Genomic DNA, 16,845 nt, shown 5'->3' on the forward strand with positions numbered 1-16,845 from the left:
CAACATATATCGACAGGAAACATTACAGTTTAAGAAAACTAACAGAAGTCAAATTATTCCCCCTAGTAGATATTTTCACTACTTAAGCGTGGACATCCCTTTTTTGAAACACTAGAAACGCACTAACAAGGAATAGCGATAAGTAAATCAAAACAATCACGAATGAGCCCACAAGTGTCAATCCCTCTAACGCAGCGCCGTTAATATACTGCGTTAAATCAGAGTTTGCGAATAATATATATTTGCCCCATTCGTAATTTGCAGCTAAGAAAAAGGTGAGCGATGACCCAGTAAAAAAGAGAAACAGTGAGATTCCTAGCGAAAACGCGTTACTTAAAGTAATCGCCGATAAAACAAAGGAAATGATCGAAAAGGTGAGCATGTGTAACCACTTAAACAAAAAGGTGAGCGTAGTAAGTAGTAAAGTACTTGTTGTGTATTCTCGCCCTTCCATTGTCCAAGACGCTTCTTCCATTGGTGAGGAAAATCCGAAAAAGATCCCACCTACAAGGATTGCGGTCAGAACAAGCAGTACCATAATGATCAACGAAAAGAAGACAACGACAAGTAATTTGCTAAGCAAAAACTTCCAGCGCGCAAAAGGACGTAGTAACATGAGCTTCATCGTCCCCCATTGAACTTCTTGAGAAACGATGCGCGCAGCGACGATCATGGAGAACAGTCCGACGAGAGAGCTGATATACATAGCACTATTTACAAATGTCCACTGATTCATTTCCACAGACACACCGAGCGCCTCTGTTGTTCGATTCACCCATCCAAAGCCGGCCACTACGATGATCGTTAAAATAAACATGAGCCACGTGCTTCTTCTTTTGTAGAGTTTAATCCATTCGTTCATTAAAAGTGCCTTCATTTCTGCTCCCCTCCTTCCGTCATTTCTATAAAGCGATCCTCGAGTGTTTTTCTCTCTGGTACTACAGCTGATATAGCGATGCCGCTCTCTACAAAGTGTTGAACTACTTTAGGGACAGTGTCTGAGGGCATGGTGAAACGAACCTTTTTTTCATCAGTAGAATGGTGTTGGATTCCAAGTGTTTGTGCTGTATGTACCGTCTCATCTACTTTGTCTACTGTAAAGCTAACAACGATTTCACTCTCAGTTGTATGAACCGACTCAATCGCAACAATCTTCCCCTTCTTCATCACTGCAAATCGGTCACACATCAGCTCCATCTCTGACAGCAAGTGGCTCGAGACGACAATGGCTAAACCTCGTTCAGCGGCAAGTCGTCTCAGTAAATCTCTCATCTGCCGAATTCCCTTCGGATCTAACCCGTTCGTTGGCTCATCCAGTAAGAGTACACTCGGATCGTGTAGCAAGGATTGCGCTAAACCGAGTCTCTGTCGCATGCCAAGGGAGTACGTTTTGACACGTTGATCAATCGCATCGCTTAGCTCAACTGTGCTAATGACCTCATTGATCTTTTCATTCGATACGTTATGCATACGCGCAAATTGTTTTAAGTTTTCTCTACCCGTAAGAAAATTGTAGAAATGAGGTTGCTCGACAATTGCCCCTACATTCTTTAAAGCTGCCTCACGTTTCGTCCGAATACTATGACCAAATACGTATGCATCTCCAGAGGTCATACCGATTAAACCAACCAGCATCCGAATCGTCGTTGTCTTTCCTGCTCCATTCGGACCTAGAAGCCCAAACACTTCCCCTCCTTGCACTGAAAAGGAAGCTTTATCTACTACAGTCGTTCCGCTGTACACCTTCGTCAATGCCTTACAATCTAGCAAGCAGTTACCTATTCTATCTTCCAAGTTACAGAACTCCTTTCAAGATTATCTATCATAAACTATTGCTCAAGAATACATACGAAAAAGAACCATAATGGTTTCTAAATTCCACCAAATAAACCTTATTAGTAAAGAATACGAAAACAGCCTACACAAAAAAAGGGTCATCCGGCTAAGTAGGCGGATAACCCTTTTTACTGCTAAGTTATGTAGTCCCAATCGTGCCGTTACAGAATTTAGGTCTTCGTTTTGAACCCGCTCCCTGCAGGTGGGTGCCCTGTTCTTCGTTTTGTACGTCCTCAAGCTTGCAAGGCATGTACGCCACGGTGAAACGTAAGCTCCCGTTATCGAAGTGTTCGGTCAAAACAAGAAAGTGCAACGAACACATCAGGACTTTGTGTTGAACTTATTATAGCATCATGATTCTCATCGCGCAATGGAGGAAGAGCCCAATTTTCTTTCCATTATTTACGACCAACTACAGGGATTTATCATTACTTAGCTTCGACCGAGGCTGCCTCCACGTAAAGCAATGTGCAGCTCTTCCAATTGAGCATCTGCTACCCCACTCGGTGCGTTTGTGAGTACACAGCTGGCACTTGCTGTTTTCGGAAACGCGATTGTTTCTCGTAAATTAGATACACCTGATAGGAGCATCACAATCCTATCAAGACCAAGGGCAATTCCCCCATGTGGAGGTGTACCGTATTCAAACGCTTCTAATAAAAAGCCAAATTGCTCATGTGCTTCCTCTTGCGAAAAACCTAGCGCTTTGAACATCTCTTCCTGTACTTCTTTTTCGTAAATTCGTAAGCTTCCCCCACCTAATTCAAATCCATTCAATACGAGGTCATAAGCTTGTGCTAACACTTCTCCAGGGGCTGTGGAAAGTTTGTCTACGTCTTCACGCTTCGGCATGGTGAACGGATGGTGTGCTGCGTAGTATCTGCCGTCCTCTTCATCGTACTCAAACAGTGGCCAATCAACGATCCAGAGAAAGTGGAAGGCACTTTCGTCAATAAGCCCAAGAGCTTTCCCTAAATGCAGACGTAATTGCCCGAGCGACTCTTGTGTAACGTTTCTTTTGTCTGCTACAAACAACAGGAGATCGCCCTCTTCTGCTCCCATAGCTGTGCAGAGGGTCGTTTGCTCTTTCCCTTCAAAAAACTTCGCGATCGGTCCTTTTAATCCTTCTGCTTCAACCTTCATCCATGCCAATCCTTTGGCACCGTAGCGCGCCACGAATTCAGTCAGTGCATCTATATCTTTGCGTGAATATTGATCTTTTGCACCTTTTACTGTCAATCCGCTGACAAGACCGCCTGATGCGATGGTGCTAGCAAACACTTTAAATCCACTATCCTTCACAACGTCACTTACATCGACTAATTCCATTGCAAAGCGGGTGTCTGGCTTATCTGATCCGTAACGAGACATCGCTTCTACGTAAGTCATACGTGGAAACGAAGCCGCAATATCCATTTCCTTGACATCCTTCATCAATTTAGCCATCATGCGCTCCGTTAGCTCGATAATGTCTTCCTGACTCATAAAACTCGTTTCAATATCCACCTGCGTGAATTCTGGCTGACGATCCGCTCGTAAATCTTCATCGCGAAAACAACGAGCAATTTGATAATAACGGTCAATCCCACCTACCATGAGGAGCTGCTTAAACAATTGTGGTGATTGTGGTAACGCATAAAATTCACCATCATGTACCCGACTAGGAACGAGATAATCGCGTGCTCCTTCTGGCGTACTCTTTGTTAAAATAGGCGTTTCTACCTCATAAAATCGTTCTTCATCTAAGAAAGAGCGAATTGATTTCGTCGTTTCGTGACGCATACGAAGTGCATTTGCCATCTTTGGCCGGCGCAAGTCTAGGTAGCGGTGCCTTAGACGTATTTCCTCGGAAACATCTTGTTTGTCTCCGATCATAAATGGTGGTGTTTTCGCCTTACTTAAAACCGTTACCGATTCCGCAACTACTTCAATTTTTCCAGTAGATAAACCTTCGTTTACCGTTTCAGAACTTCTTTTGACGACTTTTCCTTGAATGTCAAGCACGTACTCATTCCGTACATTTTCGGCGACCTGCAAAGCTTCGGGATTTATTTCTGGATTGAAAACGACTTGAACGATACCTGTACGGTCGCGAAGATCTAAAAAGATCAATCCACCAAGATCTCTTCGCTTTTGTACCCAGCCTTTTAGTGTAATGGTCTCATTAATTGCTGCTTCAGGAACCTCTCCACAATAATGCGTCCGTCCAAACATATTACGCTCCTCCTTTTTGTGCGGCAACATACGTAGCTACCTCATTTACCGAGACTTCAATTTGTTCCCCAGTAGTCATCACTTTTACAACACCAATTCCCTTAGCTAGCTCGTCCTCTCCAAGTATGACAACAAATCTAGCACCTTTGCGATTTGCTTGCTTTAATTGTGCTTTCATTTTCTTTTCTGCATAATCTTTGTCAGCAGACAATCCATTCGATCGGAGTTGCGAGAGTAGTGAAACAGAAGCGTCTTTTGCCTCATCACCAAGCGCAACAACGAATACGTCGATTCCACCCGAAGCCAATTCTGCTGATTTCTCCGCTTCAATCGCCGCGACAACCCGCTCAAGTCCAATCCCAAAGCCGATACCTGGTGCACTCGGCCCACCAATTTGTTCGACAAGACCGTCGTAGCGTCCCCCCCCACCCAAAGTGGTTTGGGCACCAAAGCCTTCAATGGTACTCATCACTTCAAAGCAAGTATGATTGTAGTAGTCCAGCCCTCGTACCAATGTCGGATCCACTTCATACGGAATAGCAAGAGCATCTAAATATTGCTTTACTTTTTCAAAATAAGTTCTGCTTTCCTCGTTTAAGTAACTCAAAATAGACGGTGCATTCCCTACCAGTTCGTGTTCATGATCTTTTTTGCAATCGAGAATGCGTAACGGATTTTGGTGAAGTCGGCGTTGGCAATCTGAGCAAAATTCGTTAATTCGTCCAGAAAAGTGTTCTACCAATGCTTCCCGGTGCGCGATGCGACTTGACGCATCTCCTAAACTGTTCACTACTAGCTTCGTATCTCGTAATCCAAGTTTACGGAACAGCTCCACAGCAAAAGACATGACCTCTACATCAACGGCAGGATCGACGCTACCAATTGCTTCAATCCCGAATTGATGAAACTGGCGGTATCTTCCTGCTTGCGGGCGCTCATAACGAAACATCGGTCCGACATAATACAATTTTTCTGGAAGATCAGGCTGACCAAACATTTTATGCTCTACGAACGCGCGGACTACGCCTGCCGTTCCTTCAGGCCGCAGTGTGAGTGATCGCTCACCACGATCCTCAAACGAATACATTTCCTTTTGCACTATATCCGTTGAATCGCCCACCCCTCTTTGAAACAGCTCAGTGTGCTCGAAAATAGGCGTGCGAATTTCATGGTAATTAAATCGTCTTGAAAGTTCTCGTATTTCTTTTTCGATACTATGCCAAATTTCCACTTTTCCTGGCAGTATATCTTGTGTCCCTCTCGGTAAGGAATAGCTCATCCTATTTCACTCCTTCAATCTTGTACAAATAAAAAATCCCGTCCCTTCGCCATAACGACGAAGGGACGGGATATTTTTTACCCGCGGTGCCACCCTTGTTGAAGATAGTTACAAAACGATCTTCCTCTCTACCGGTAACGCTCGGTATGCGTCTACTACCTACTCACCATTCGGGCGTTCAGTAGAGATCCTTCTGGGTGTTCATTCACTAAGTCACTATGTAGGAGCGCTCTCAGCCTATGACGCTCCCTCTCTATTCACGTGGATCCTAGCTACTATTCCCGATCTTAAGAACCATATATTCACTTTATGTTTGTGCTACCTTCTGTCAAGTACCCGTACAAAACGTAGCATTCGAATCTTAAAAGCGTGTAGAATGTTTTTATCATAGACAGTTAAGAATGGATTGTCAAGAGTTGTTTCCACGCATCTTTTTCCTTAAATTACGTGCTTCTCGGACGGAAACCCCAAACTCTGTTGCAAATTCAAAATCTGTTAAATTAGCTTGCTGTTCAAAACGATGCATATCGATACTTTCTAATTTTGCATTTGTGGGTGATTGCTTTCTTTGCGTACGCATACTCCATATCCCCTTCCATTCTTCGATACGTTCAGTTTGTCCGAGTTTTTTTCACTTCAACCGAATTTCGACAAAGAAAGATAAAGGTTTTTTTCTTTTCGTACAGAAACTATGTAAAAGTCACGTCACTATGCGCTTATAAAAATAAAGTGTTCAGCAGAGGAGGAGCGAACGATCAAAAAAACTGTTGTTTTACTTATGTGTATAGGACTCTTTCTCTCGTACATGCCTGCATCACTATCTCAAGGTGAGACCTTAACCGTAGAAGCTACTTCCTTATACTTACGAGAAGGACCAGGCCTTAGTTATGCGCCAATTGGTTCTCTACAATACAATGATGAGCTGACTGTCAAAGAACGTAACAATGACTGGGTTCGTGTTCAAACGAGAGATGGACAAACGGGATGGATTGCTTCCTGGTTTACATCAGCGACGAAGACAACTACGAGCACATCCGCCACTCAAGCGACTGTAACAGCGACTAGTTTACGCGTCCGATCGGGTCCAGATACTAGTTACGATGTAGTTGGCAACGTGAATAAAGGGGACCGTCTTACGATTGAAACAAAAGAAGGAAACTGGGCACAAATTTCTTATTCAACCGTTGATGGCTGGGTGTCTCTAGACTACATACAAGAACTTAATTCGGATACGGGAACAGAAAACTTAGAGCAAGAAACAATGACTGGGATTGTGAATGCAACCGTGCTCAATGTCCGGACAGAAGCTAGTAGTAGCGCTAGCATTGCCACACAATATGAAAACGGAAAACAGATCGATATTATTGGAACTACTGGCGACTACTATGAAACTGAAGATGGTTTTGTACATAAAGATTATATCGTCGTCTCAGAAGACCGATCTTCTAACGTTCAACAAGCTACAGCCACGATTGCAGGTCTTCAAATTCGAACAAGACCTTCTTATACAGGTGAAGTCGTGGACTCTTTGCTAAAAGGGGAAAAGATTTCAATTAAGAAAAGACAAGGTCCATGGGTCATGATAGAAAATACAAGTGGAAAAGAGGGTTGGATAACCAGTTGGTTTCTTGATACTGGTACTTCTACCTTATCATCACAAACTATTCAATTGCTCTATGAAGGGACAAACATTCGTAGTGCTCCTAGTACCGATTCCCCAATCATTGAGAGGGGGCAAGCCTTTCAAGAGTACGAGGTAACCGGTACACTCGGGGATTGGTATGAACTAAAACTAGAGAGTGGTAAAGGATATGTCGCCTCTTGGATTGTAGAAGAGTTGTCCGAAACTACAACGCAGGACGGGCTTGAAGGAAAACGCATTCTTCTTGACCCTGGGCACGGCGGGGTGGATGAAGGTACAAGAGGCAGTAGTGGAACAAAGGAAAAGGAGCTAAGTTTACAAACATCCCTTGCTTTGCAAAAACGTTTGGAACAAGCAGGTGCTTTCGTCACATTGACTCGGGGGGATGACTCGTTTGTAGAGCTGCGCAATCGAGCTCGGATGTCCTCTTTCACGGGTGCTGATCTGTTTATTAGCATCCACTACGATGCCGTTGAAGACACGAGCGTTCGTGGTACAACGACCTACTATTATCACCCCACGCACAAAAGAATGTCAGATACGATACAAAAAGCACTGTCTACCTCTACAGATCTAGAAGACAGAGGAAGTAGATATGGGAATTATCTCGTTCTCCGCGAAAATACGGTACCATCCATTCTAGTAGAACTCGGATTTTTGAGCAATCCGAGTGAGGAGGCCTATATGATGACAGACGCCTTTCAAGAAAGTGCTGTTGACGGACTATTCGCAGGCATAGAAGACTACTTCTCGAACTGATGTCACGTAAAAAAGCTTGCCCTACGGTGGCAAGCTTTTTTCAGTTTCTACTCCTTTGATTCAATAACAAGCGTTACTGGACCATCGTTAATAAGTTGAACGTCCATCATTGCTCCGAATTGACCAGTCGCTACTTCAATCCCTCTATTTCGTAATGCTGTATTAAAAACCTCGTATAGTGGTTCGGCTACTTCAGGTTTCGCAGCTTGCATAAAATTTGGCCTTCTCCCTTTTCTACAATCCCCGTACAAGGTGAATTGAGATACTGAAAGAGCTTGTCCCCCTGTATCAAGTAATGACAAATTCAATTTATCATTTTCATCTTCAAATATACGCAAGTTTGCAATTTTATCTGCTATATAAAGAACGTCCTTCTCGGTATCAGTATGAGTAATACCGACAAGTAATACGACGCCCTGGTCAATCGCTCCAACGATTTGACCCCCTACTGTTACGGAGGCCTGTTTCGATCGTTGCACAACAACTTTCATTGTCACCAGACTCCTTTTTGAAACACGTACTTTAACATGCCTTTCGTTTTTGGTCTAATTGACCTGCCTTCGCACTGTGTAAATGTCGGGAATTTGTTTGATGCGTTCTACTACTTTATGCAAGTGGCTCATATTTTGAATAGAAATGGACAAATGAATCGTCGCCATCTTGTGACGATCAACCTTTCCAGTTACTGCCGTAAAGGTCGTTTTTGTTTCACTGACAGCTTGCAACACTTCGTTTAGGATGCCGCGTCGATCAAACGCACTAATTTCCAAATCTACATTATATTCTTTTCGTTCATTTGGTCCGCCTTCCCACTCTACGGGAAGTAAGCGAGAATCGGATTCGTCACCGTCTACATTCGGGCAATCAGCGCGGTGTACAGAAACGCCACGCCCTTTTGTAATATAGCCCACGATTTCGTCCCCAGGGATAGGGTGACAACACCGAGAGAGACGAATGAGCAAATTATCGATGCCTTTTACGCGAACCCCTGCTTCTTTTTTACGGGGCGGAGTCTGTGCCTTTAATTCTGTCACCGAATCCTGTAACGATAATTCTTGGTCAAGGTCACGTTTCTTTCGCCACTTCTCTGTTAGACGGTTCGCAATTTGGCTGGCGGTAATGCCGTTATATCCGACGGCTGCGTACATATCCTCTTCGTTTGAGAAGTTAAACTTCTCGGCAACTTTTTGCAAGTTGTCTGAGATGAGCACTTCTTTTAAATCAAAATCCATGTTACGAATTTCCTTTTCAACAAGCTCGCGACCTTTTTCGATATTTTCTTCTTTGCGTTGTTTTTTGAAGAAAGCACGAATTTTATTTTTAGCTTGGCTTGTCGCTGCAAGCTTTAACCAGTCAGGACTTGGTCCGTACGAATGCTTCGAGGTTAAAATTTCAATGATATCTCCTGTTTTCAACTTGTAATCAAGCGGAACAATTTTCCCATTGATTTTTGCCCCAATGGTCTTGTTTCCAATTTCGGAATGAATTCTATAGGAAAAGTCTATGGGGACGGATCCATACGGTAGCTCAATCACATCGCCCTTTGGTGTAAAGACAAACACCATATCGCTAAACAAATCAATCTTCAGCGATTCCATAAACTCTTCCGCATCTGTTGCGTCATCCTGAAATTCAAGTATTTCTCGAAACCAAGATAGTTTATTCTCTAATTTTACACTCTGATCTACCACTTTTCCCTCTTTATAGGCCCAGTGAGCCGCGATCCCAACTTCTGCGATTCGATGCATATCCTGCGTTCGAATTTGCACTTCGAGTGGATCGCCCTTTGGACCAACCACTGTTGTGTGAAGAGACTGATACATATTCGGCTTTGGCATTGCGATGTAATCTTTAAAACGACCAGGCATCGGCTTCCAAGCAGTATGGATAATACCGAGTACCGCATAACAATCTTTAATACTTTTTACAATGACACGAACAGCTAATAAGTCATAGATCTCGTTAAATTGTTTGTTTTGCTTAACCATCTTTCGATAGATGCTGTAAATATGTTTCGGACGTCCAGTAATATCCGAACGGATGTTTACTTCATCCAACCGTTCATTCATATTCTCGATGACGCTTTCTAAATACTGCTCCCGTTCCGCACGTTTTTTCTTCATCAAATTAACGATGCGATAATATTGTTGTGGGTTTAAATAGCGGAGCGCAGTGTCCTCCAACTCCCACTTAATTTTTGAAATACCGAATCGATGAGCAAGCGGAGCGAAGATCTCTAACGTTTCGTTAGCAATACGTCGCTGCTTTTCCAAAGGTAGATGCTTTAGCGTCCGCATGTTATGAAGTCTGTCAGCAAGTTTGATTAAAATGACTCGGACATCCTTCGCCATAGCTAAAAACATTTTCCGATGGTTTTCAGCTTGTTGCTCTTCTAATGATTTGAACTTAATCTTTCCAAGCTTCGTCACACCATCAACAAGCATCGCGACCTCTTCAGAAAATGTTACACGAAGCTGATCGATCGTTACTTCTGTATCTTCGACCACATCATGCAAAAATCCTGAAGCTACTGTTGCAGGATCCATTTCCAAATCAGCAAGGATCCACGCCACTTGGACAGGATGAATAATGTACGGTTCGCCAGATTTACGGAACTGGTCAATGTGAGCTTGCTTGGCGAACTCATACGCATTCATTACAAAATTTGCTTGCTCTTCATTTACATATTTTTTTATTCGTTCCACCACTTGTTCGGCGGTAACTACGTGTTCGCTCGCCATACCACTCACTTCTTTCCATTCACGTTTATCTTTCTGTATCAAGGTTAGTTCTCTCTATTATCAAAAAAAACTGTCCATATGTAAAGGAGAGATGGTTTTGTTTTTTTATAGAAAAAGATCGAGAAAGAAGTGGCTCTTTCCCGATCCCTACTGTTTAGTTCGTATTTACTTACTTATACGTCATGAGTGTAAACACATCATGATTATTTAATTTATCACGTCCATCAAGATAAGCAAGTTCAATTAAAAAGGCAGTACCGACAACAATGCCGCCTAATTCTTCAACTAGCTTAATGGTTGCCTCAATGGTTCCCCCTGTTGCTAATAAATCATCCGTAATTAATACACGTTGTCCTGGCTTAATAGCGTCTTTATGAATTGTTAGTACATTTTCTCCGTACTCCAATCCGTAAGACACTTTAATCGTCTCGCGTGGAAGTTTTCCTTCTTTTCGTACAGGAGCAAAGCCAACACCGAGAGCGTATGCTACCGGGCAACCGATAATAAATCCACGTGCTTCTGGTCCGACAATGAGGTCGATTTCCTTTTCACGTGCATACGCTACAATTTGATCTGTTGCATAACGATACGCATCTCCGTTGTCCATCAGTGTCGTGATATCTTTAAATTTAATGCCCGGTTTTGGCCAATCGTGGACAATCGTGACGTATTGTTTTAAATCCATTATAAATCCTTCCTCCTCTATAATCCTGCTTTGGGCTCAAGCGCTACACAAGCACCTGTTGTTTTTCTTTTTGACAAGGAAGAAGCTGCTCTTGTAGTTCTTCATATGAACAATACAGGAGACGTTGTTCTATCTCCGCTTGAGCTTGAAATCGTCGGTATGTAGCCGATTCCTTTAATGAACGTTTCATCGGTGAAGTTGAAGCTCGAATCAGTCCATCCTCTATTGTAGCAAATTCTAATTCAAAAAACACCTGCGACATAAAGCGAATAGATGCGACAGACCATTTTTTTGACTTTGCTATGCGAGGCAAATCCCGTTCCATGTGGAATGGTCCCTTTTGTCCGATCATGGCGTACCACCATTTAAACTGTTCACGTTTTGGGAGGTGCTCAAAGTAAGCAGAGGACGCCTCGTGAAAAAGAGCGTAAATGTGTGTCGGATCATGCGCCTTAATCTCGTCGTGCAACGCCTCAACAGACGGTGGCAAATCAACGAGTACAACGTGACGTTCATTACTCTCACTATAGTGGTGCTCGGAAGGAAAAGGCTCCTGCTTTAATCCAAGCGCATCTAACGCCCCTTCTCCAAAGCTTACAAATCTCACATCTTCCCGACGAAGATGGCGCAGTTGCTGGAGCTTTTTAACTTGTTCCCGCCAATCAAACACTTGGCAATGGGCAACCGCCACATCCTCCACAATCATTTGTGGTGAGCGTCTCCCGTTCCATTCATTCATTTGCAACTGTCCGACTACTGAGCAGCGTGCTCCTTTAGAAAGTAGGTCTGCCAACGCTCCATTTCCAAAGGCAACGCCATCTACCTTTGCTTCCCCATCGATAAATGTAAGCTTTGCGTGATTTTGTTGAGAGCCAATTTTTCGGACGGTTGTCTTTGGGACATTTTCTAACAACACGTATGGTTTTGGGTGATTCATTCCGAATGGAGCCAATTTTTCTAGTTCCTCGATGGCGTCAAGAGTGACGTCTTCCAGCGAAAGAATCGCATCGATTTGTTGGATCGGTACAAAATCGTCTTCTGTCAGCTCTTCTTCTGCAAGCTGATTTAACCGTTCGCGTAACAAATCTAAATTCTCAAGCTTAATCGTGAGACCCGCTGCACGAGCGTGTCCCCCGAAATGAGGTAAAATATCGCGACATGTACTCAGGGCCCTATATAGATCCCAACTATGAATCCCTCGAGCAGACCCCTTAGCAGTCCCTTTATCTTTATCAATGGCAAGTACGAAGGTAGGCTTCTCGTATTCTCTTACTACCTTTGAAGCAACTATCCCTAAAATACCAGGGTTCCATCCTTCTTGGGCTATAACCAGGACCTTGTCGTCATTCTCTTTCACGAGCTCTTCCGCTTCTTTAGTAGTTTGACTGACTAGTTTCTGACGTTCCTTATTAATAGCATCTATCTCGTCTGTGTAAAGTAGAGCTTGTTCCGGGTCTTCTTCCCGCAACAACTCCACTGCTACATCTGCATCGCCAAGACGGCCTGGTGCATTGAGTCTAGGACCAATTGTAAAGCCAATCCCTTCTTCAGTAATTCCAGCCATATCAGTTCCTGCTTTTTGACAAAGCGCACGGAGTCCAATTCGGTTCGTTTGTTGTAGCCGTCGTAAGCCACGTTGGACGATGAAGCGGTTTTCCCCAACTAGTGGCACAAGGTCACAAACCGTTCCGATTGCTACAAGATCGAGGTAGTGTTCAGGAACATCTCCAAGGAGTGCATGCGCAAGCTTCCAAGTGACCCCAACACCGGCTAATTCACCGAATGGATAAGCTCCACTAGGATGTCGTGGGTGAATCGTTGCAAAAGCCTCAGGTAACTCCGGTCCCATTTCGTGATGATCTGTTACGATTACGTCCATTCCCCAGCTCTGCGCTTTTGCAACGGGTTCAATGCCACTGATTCCGTTATCGACTGTGATGAGAAGTGTGACGCCTTCCTCAAAGGCATGGCGAAAAGCCGCTTCATTCGGTCCGTATCCTTCTGTAAAGCGATTCGGTATGTAATAAGAGACGATTGCTCCTAAGTCTTGCAACACAGAGACAAGTAAAGATGTGCTAGTTACCCCATCCGCATCGTAATCACCATAGACGAGTATGCGTTCTTCCTGATCGACCGCGGTTCTAATACGGTTGACAGCCTTATCCATATCATAAAATGAAAAAGGATCATGAAACGCTTGTGCAGGCTCATGAATCCACTGTTCACATTCTTCAACTCGTTCTACTCTATTTGCCAATACTTGACTGACTAATGAGGATACACCGTACGTTTCTTGAATAGTCTGGGCAAAATCCGCACGTACCTCGGGGTATACCCACCGTTTTTTAGGGTGTAACATACGTTTCCTCCTTACCTCGCTGTTCGATGTGACGACAAAAGAATCACAGTCTAGTTGAACTTCTACTAGTACGAAACATTCCTATTAAGCCACCGGTAAAAGTAAATCCTAGTTTCCAATTTTATGTTCAATTAAAAAATTATCTCGCTTCCTAATTATACAGGAGGGAGAGGGATTGTCTCAATGACTACTTTTATATTTCATGGTAATCATGACGTACTGGACTGCTTCACTGATGGCTCCCTGTCATAAAGTTTGGACTTTAGGCTCAATTCGTTTGGATAAGCTGCTTTATGTCTGGATCTATGCTGAATTAGTCTGGGCTACAGCACTAACTGTTCAAAATAAAACAGCAGGTCACATCGCCTGCTGCGCTAATTCCCTACTTGCTATCATTTTTTGACTCGTCTGTAGGTAGATCATTTGGGTCTGTTTGTGGAGGGATGTTTTCCTTCTTAAGGGTATGACTACTCTTCTCTGTTAAAGTTTCTCGTAATGTGTCCAACTCTTTCTGGAGACTCTCATTGTCTCTTCGGGTTGCTTTCAGTTGTCGACCTACAAAAAATAAACGAAACAATGAGACCGATCCGACAATCAATCCACCCATAAGAACAGAAGTTAAAATAACGAGAACGAGTGGCCATTCCGCTTCACCAAAAACATAATTTACACGAACGCTATCTACATTGACGACAGCGAAGATGGCCACAATCAGGGCAAACAAAAACGATAACAGTAACCACCACTGTTGTTTCATGAACTTTACTCCTCTCGACTTACGGATTAATATGTACGAATACATCATCAATGTTTTCTCCGTAGCTCATCAGAATTTGTTTTAGGTTTTTTTCAACGACTACTTTTAAAACATTGCTTCTTTCTTTGTCGATATCTTCTACTATTGTAACCTAAGGATAAGAAAAATGTCCTCAAAACGGTAATGTAAACCGTTTTGAGGACTTTGGAGTTATTATACAACTGGTTCGTCTGTTTTCTCTTTCTTCTCTTTGTAAGTAACAATGGAGCCTTTATTCCTAAGTTCCCTTTTCTTCCATACCATCCAAAGCTGTGCTGCAATGAATATAGACGAATACGTACCGGCAATTAACCCGATGAGTAAGGCAAATGAGAAGTTTGCGATGGTGCTAGCACCTAGACCATACAGCGAAACAACCACAAACACGACCGTAATTACCGTAGAAATCGAACGGTTTAACGTTTGACGTAAACTATTATTGACGATAGCGTCGATTTCTTTTGGTTCTTTAATTTTCCTTTTCTTCCGTAGATTTTCACGAATCCGGTCAAAAGTAACGATCGTGTCATTGATTGAGTAACCAATTATCGTTAACACAGCTGCGATAAACGTGATATCTACTTCTAACTGCAAGACACTGAACAAAGCAATAATGAAAAACGCATCATGCAAAAGCGCAATCACAGCTGCTAATGCCATTTTCCATTCAAACCGAATCGTTACGTACAAAATAATCCCGGCAGAGGCAATAAGAACGGCGATTACAGCGTTCTTCGCAAGCTCTCTTCCTATAGTTGGTGACACTGTACTTACACTTGGCTCCACGCCATACTCAGCGTTGATAGCTGCTTTCAATTCATTCACTTCGTTCTCTTCCAGAAGTACCGGATATCGAATCACAGCAGCATCCTGCTCTTCACCAGTAAGAGCAACATTTGTGGATGGGTAGCCTGCTTCCTCGACAAGTGCAGTCACTTCGTCTGTCGTCAAGGTAGTATCTGTTGAAAATTCCACTCTAGATCCGCTCGTGAAATCGATTCCAAGATTTAACCTGAAGACAGAAATAAAAATGAGTCCAATTACTAGCAAAACTCCGCTAGCCCAGAAGAATTTTTTCGCATGCTTCGCAAAGTCTATGCGATCATATCTTGTATTTAAATCGAGTGTATCCAAACCTTCTTCGATAGACGCTCGCTTACTCTCGTTCACACCGAACCAAGAAAACTTATGATTCAAAGCATTGCTATGAATCCACAAGCTAAGTAACATTCTGCTAAGAAAAACAGATGTCAAGAAGCTAGCTAAAATACTCAAAATCAACATCGTCGCAAACCCTTTTACAGAGCTAGTTCCATAAACGAAGAGCACACCAGCCGCTAACAACGTCGTTAAGTTGGCATCGACAATGGTAGCAAACGAGTTCTTTCCGCCTTCTTTAAACGCTGCCTTAACAGATCGTCCGACACGTAGTTCTTCTTTAATACGCTCATACGTAATGATATTAGCATCAACTGCCATACCAACCCCAAGAAGAAGTGCGGCAATTCCCGGCAACGTTAGTACTGCGTTCATCCAATCAAAGACGAGTAAAATCACGAAAATATAAGTCGAAAGCGTGATTACGGCTATTAGTCCCGGGAAACGGTAGAAAGCCACCATAAATAAGAATATGATCGCAACCCCGATAATCCCAGCAAGTACTGTCGCGTCAAGTGCCTCTTGACCGAGTTGAGCCCCAACAGAAGTGGAGTACACTTCTTCTAACTCCACAGGTAAACTTCCTGCGTTTAACAAAGAAGCGAGTGTTTGCGCTTCTTCTGTAGAGAAGCTTCCCTCAATGGAAATATCAGGCTGTGAAAGTGGTTGACTTACTCGAGGTGCAGAGATCACCTTGGAATCTTCTTTTCCCTGTGCTTCTGCGTATGTATCCCCCTCTTCCCAATCCAACCAAATCACCATTAAGTTTTCACCTAGTGGTCTTCGTGAGATCTCGGTCGTAATTTCGAGAAGCTTGTCCGGATTTTTCAACTCCAACACAACATTTGGCTGCCCGTTTTGATCAAACGATTGCTGTGCGCTTCCCTCTACAAGGTCAGCACCGCTGAACAGTAGCTCATTGTTCACGTCCCGAAGGCTCAATTCCGCTTCTGTTGCCAGCAATTGACGAGCAGTAGCTTGGTCTTCTACTCCAGCAAGCTGAACACGAACGCGATTCGGATCTTCTATATCGATACGAGGTTCACTTACACCAAGCACGTTGACACGTTGATCGAGTGCTTCTGCTGTACTGGCTAACACTTCATCAGTAATCTCTTCTCCATCTTTTCCTGTTACTTCGTAAAGAACTTCAAATCCGCCTTGAAGGTCTAAACCTAGTTTGATATTTTTCATAATTTGTTCTGTCGTCCCACCCATTGTCGTAAACAAGAGAAGTACTAACAGGAAAAAGGCGATAATCCGCCCGCGTTTTACCATTATGTATTGCCTCCTTCAAAACGCACCATAAAGTCGAACTCCATTCGTTCGTCCCCCGCTAACGGCTAGTTCAACGAATCGAAATTCACGGGCAGTTC

Annotated in this window: 12 protein-coding genes, 1 other RNA gene and 1 other annotated feature; of the genes, 1 reads left to right on the forward strand and 12 read right to left on the reverse strand. The window is 43.3% G+C overall.

What is annotated here, in order from left to right:
- Window positions 1–82: 82 nt before the first annotated feature.
- The 6 genes from HHK01_RS10660 to HHK01_RS10685 all read right to left on the reverse strand — a co-directional run bounded on the left by HHK01_RS10660 (window position 83) and on the right by HHK01_RS10685 (window position 5,909).
- Window positions 83–877 (reverse strand): DUF2705 family protein, encoded by a 795-nt coding sequence (locus HHK01_RS10660; RefSeq protein WP_170007775.1) that lies wholly within the window; start codon window positions 875–877, stop codon window positions 83–85.
- Window positions 874–1,794, reverse strand: coding sequence for an ABC transporter ATP-binding protein (locus HHK01_RS10665; RefSeq protein ID WP_228027550.1), 921 nt, complete (start codon window positions 1,792–1,794; stop codon window positions 874–876). Before HHK01_RS10665 ends, HHK01_RS10660 begins: the two co-directional genes overlap by 4 nt.
- A gap of 184 nt (window positions 1,795–1,978) precedes the next feature.
- A non-coding RNA gene (gene ssrS, locus HHK01_RS10670) (6S RNA) lies at window positions 1,979–2,167 on the reverse strand.
- Window positions 2,168–2,268: 101 nt separating this feature from the next.
- Window positions 2,269–4,050 carry an aspartate--tRNA ligase gene (gene aspS, locus HHK01_RS10675; RefSeq protein ID WP_170007776.1) on the reverse strand — a complete coding sequence of 594 codons (1,782 nt, stop codon included), beginning with the start codon at window positions 4,048–4,050 and terminating at the stop codon, window positions 2,269–2,271.
- A gap of 1 nt (window position 4,051) precedes the next feature.
- Window positions 4,052–5,329: a histidine--tRNA ligase gene (gene hisS, locus HHK01_RS10680; RefSeq protein WP_170007777.1), complete on the reverse strand. Its 1,278-nt coding sequence runs from the start codon at window positions 5,327–5,329 to the stop codon at window positions 4,052–4,054.
- 58 nt (window positions 5,330–5,387) lie between these two features.
- Window positions 5,388–5,627 (reverse strand) — a binding site (T-box leader).
- A 111-nt stretch (window positions 5,628–5,738) separates the two neighbouring features.
- Window positions 5,739–5,909, reverse strand: coding sequence for a hypothetical protein (locus tag HHK01_RS10685; RefSeq protein WP_170007778.1), 171 nt, complete (start codon window positions 5,907–5,909; stop codon window positions 5,739–5,741).
- 198 nt (window positions 5,910–6,107) lie between these two features.
- On the opposite strand from HHK01_RS10685, the gene HHK01_RS10690 reads away from it, so the two are divergent.
- Window positions 6,108–7,730, forward strand: coding sequence for an N-acetylmuramoyl-L-alanine amidase family protein (locus tag HHK01_RS10690; protein WP_228027551.1), 1,623 nt, complete (start codon window positions 6,108–6,110; stop codon window positions 7,728–7,730).
- 47 nt (window positions 7,731–7,777) lie between these two features.
- On the opposite strand, the gene dtd is transcribed toward HHK01_RS10690, so the two are convergent.
- The 6 genes from dtd to secDF all read right to left on the reverse strand — a co-directional run bounded on the left by dtd (window position 7,778) and on the right by secDF (window position 16,747).
- Entirely contained in the window at window positions 7,778–8,221 is a 444-nt protein-coding gene (gene dtd, locus HHK01_RS10695) for a D-aminoacyl-tRNA deacylase (RefSeq protein WP_170007780.1), read from the reverse strand.
- Between the two features lie 54 nt (window positions 8,222–8,275).
- Window positions 8,276–10,471, reverse strand: a complete 2,196-nt coding sequence (locus HHK01_RS10700) for a RelA/SpoT family protein (RefSeq protein WP_170008760.1) — start codon at window positions 10,469–10,471, stop codon at window positions 8,276–8,278.
- 169 nt (window positions 10,472–10,640) lie between these two features.
- Window positions 10,641–11,156, reverse strand: coding sequence for an adenine phosphoribosyltransferase (locus tag HHK01_RS10705; protein WP_170007781.1), 516 nt, complete (start codon window positions 11,154–11,156; stop codon window positions 10,641–10,643).
- Between the two features lie 43 nt (window positions 11,157–11,199).
- Window positions 11,200–13,515 carry a single-stranded-DNA-specific exonuclease RecJ gene (gene recJ, locus HHK01_RS10710; RefSeq protein ID WP_170007782.1) on the reverse strand — a complete coding sequence of 772 codons (2,316 nt, stop codon included), beginning with the start codon at window positions 13,513–13,515 and terminating at the stop codon, window positions 11,200–11,202.
- 382 nt (window positions 13,516–13,897) lie between these two features.
- Complete coding sequence (locus tag HHK01_RS10715; RefSeq protein ID WP_170007783.1) at window positions 13,898–14,272, reverse strand: LapA family protein; 375 nt, start codon at window positions 14,270–14,272, stop codon at window positions 13,898–13,900.
- 213 nt (window positions 14,273–14,485) lie between these two features.
- Window positions 14,486–16,747, reverse strand: a complete 2,262-nt coding sequence (secDF, locus tag HHK01_RS10720) for a protein translocase subunit SecDF (protein ID WP_170007784.1) — start codon at window positions 16,745–16,747, stop codon at window positions 14,486–14,488.
- Window positions 16,748–16,845 lie beyond the last annotated feature (98 nt).

Source organism: Bacillus fonticola, from assembly GCF_012955605.1.
In the GTDB taxonomy this organism is placed as follows: Bacteria; Bacillota; Bacilli; order Bacillales; family JC228; genus Bacillus_CG; species Bacillus_CG fonticola.

Bases quoted from the DNA above. Each gene is read 5' to 3' on its own strand.
- HHK01_RS10715 (WP_170007783.1), bottom strand. From the start codon at position 14,272: ATGAAACAACAGTGGTGGTTACTGTTATCGTTTTTGTTTGCCCTGATT.
- HHK01_RS10690 (WP_228027551.1), top strand. From the start codon at position 6,108: ATGTGTATAGGACTCTTTCTCTCGTACATGCCTGCATCACTATCTCAA.
- aspS (WP_170007776.1), bottom strand. From the start codon at position 4,050: ATGTTTGGACGGACGCATTATTGTGGAGAGGTTCCTGAAGCAGCAATT.
- HHK01_RS10705 (WP_170007781.1), bottom strand. From the start codon at position 11,156: ATGGATTTAAAACAATACGTCACGATTGTCCACGATTGGCCAAAACCG.
- HHK01_RS10685 (WP_170007778.1), bottom strand. From the start codon at position 5,909: ATGCGTACGCAAAGAAAGCAATCACCCACAAATGCAAAATTAGAAAGT.
- dtd (WP_170007780.1), bottom strand. From the start codon at position 8,221: ATGAAAGTTGTTGTGCAACGATCGAAACAGGCCTCCGTAACAGTAGGG.
- HHK01_RS10700 (WP_170008760.1), bottom strand. From the start codon at position 10,471: ATGGCGAGCGAACACGTAGTTACCGCCGAACAAGTGGTGGAACGAATA.
- secDF (WP_170007784.1), bottom strand. From the start codon at position 16,747: ATGGTAAAACGCGGGCGGATTATCGCCTTTTTCCTGTTAGTACTTCTC.
- hisS (WP_170007777.1), bottom strand. From the start codon at position 5,329: ATGAGCTATTCCTTACCGAGAGGGACACAAGATATACTGCCAGGAAAA.
- HHK01_RS10660 (WP_170007775.1), bottom strand. From the start codon at position 877: ATGAAGGCACTTTTAATGAACGAATGGATTAAACTCTACAAAAGAAGA.
- recJ (WP_170007782.1), bottom strand. From the start codon at position 13,515: ATGTTACACCCTAAAAAACGGTGGGTATACCCCGAGGTACGTGCGGAT.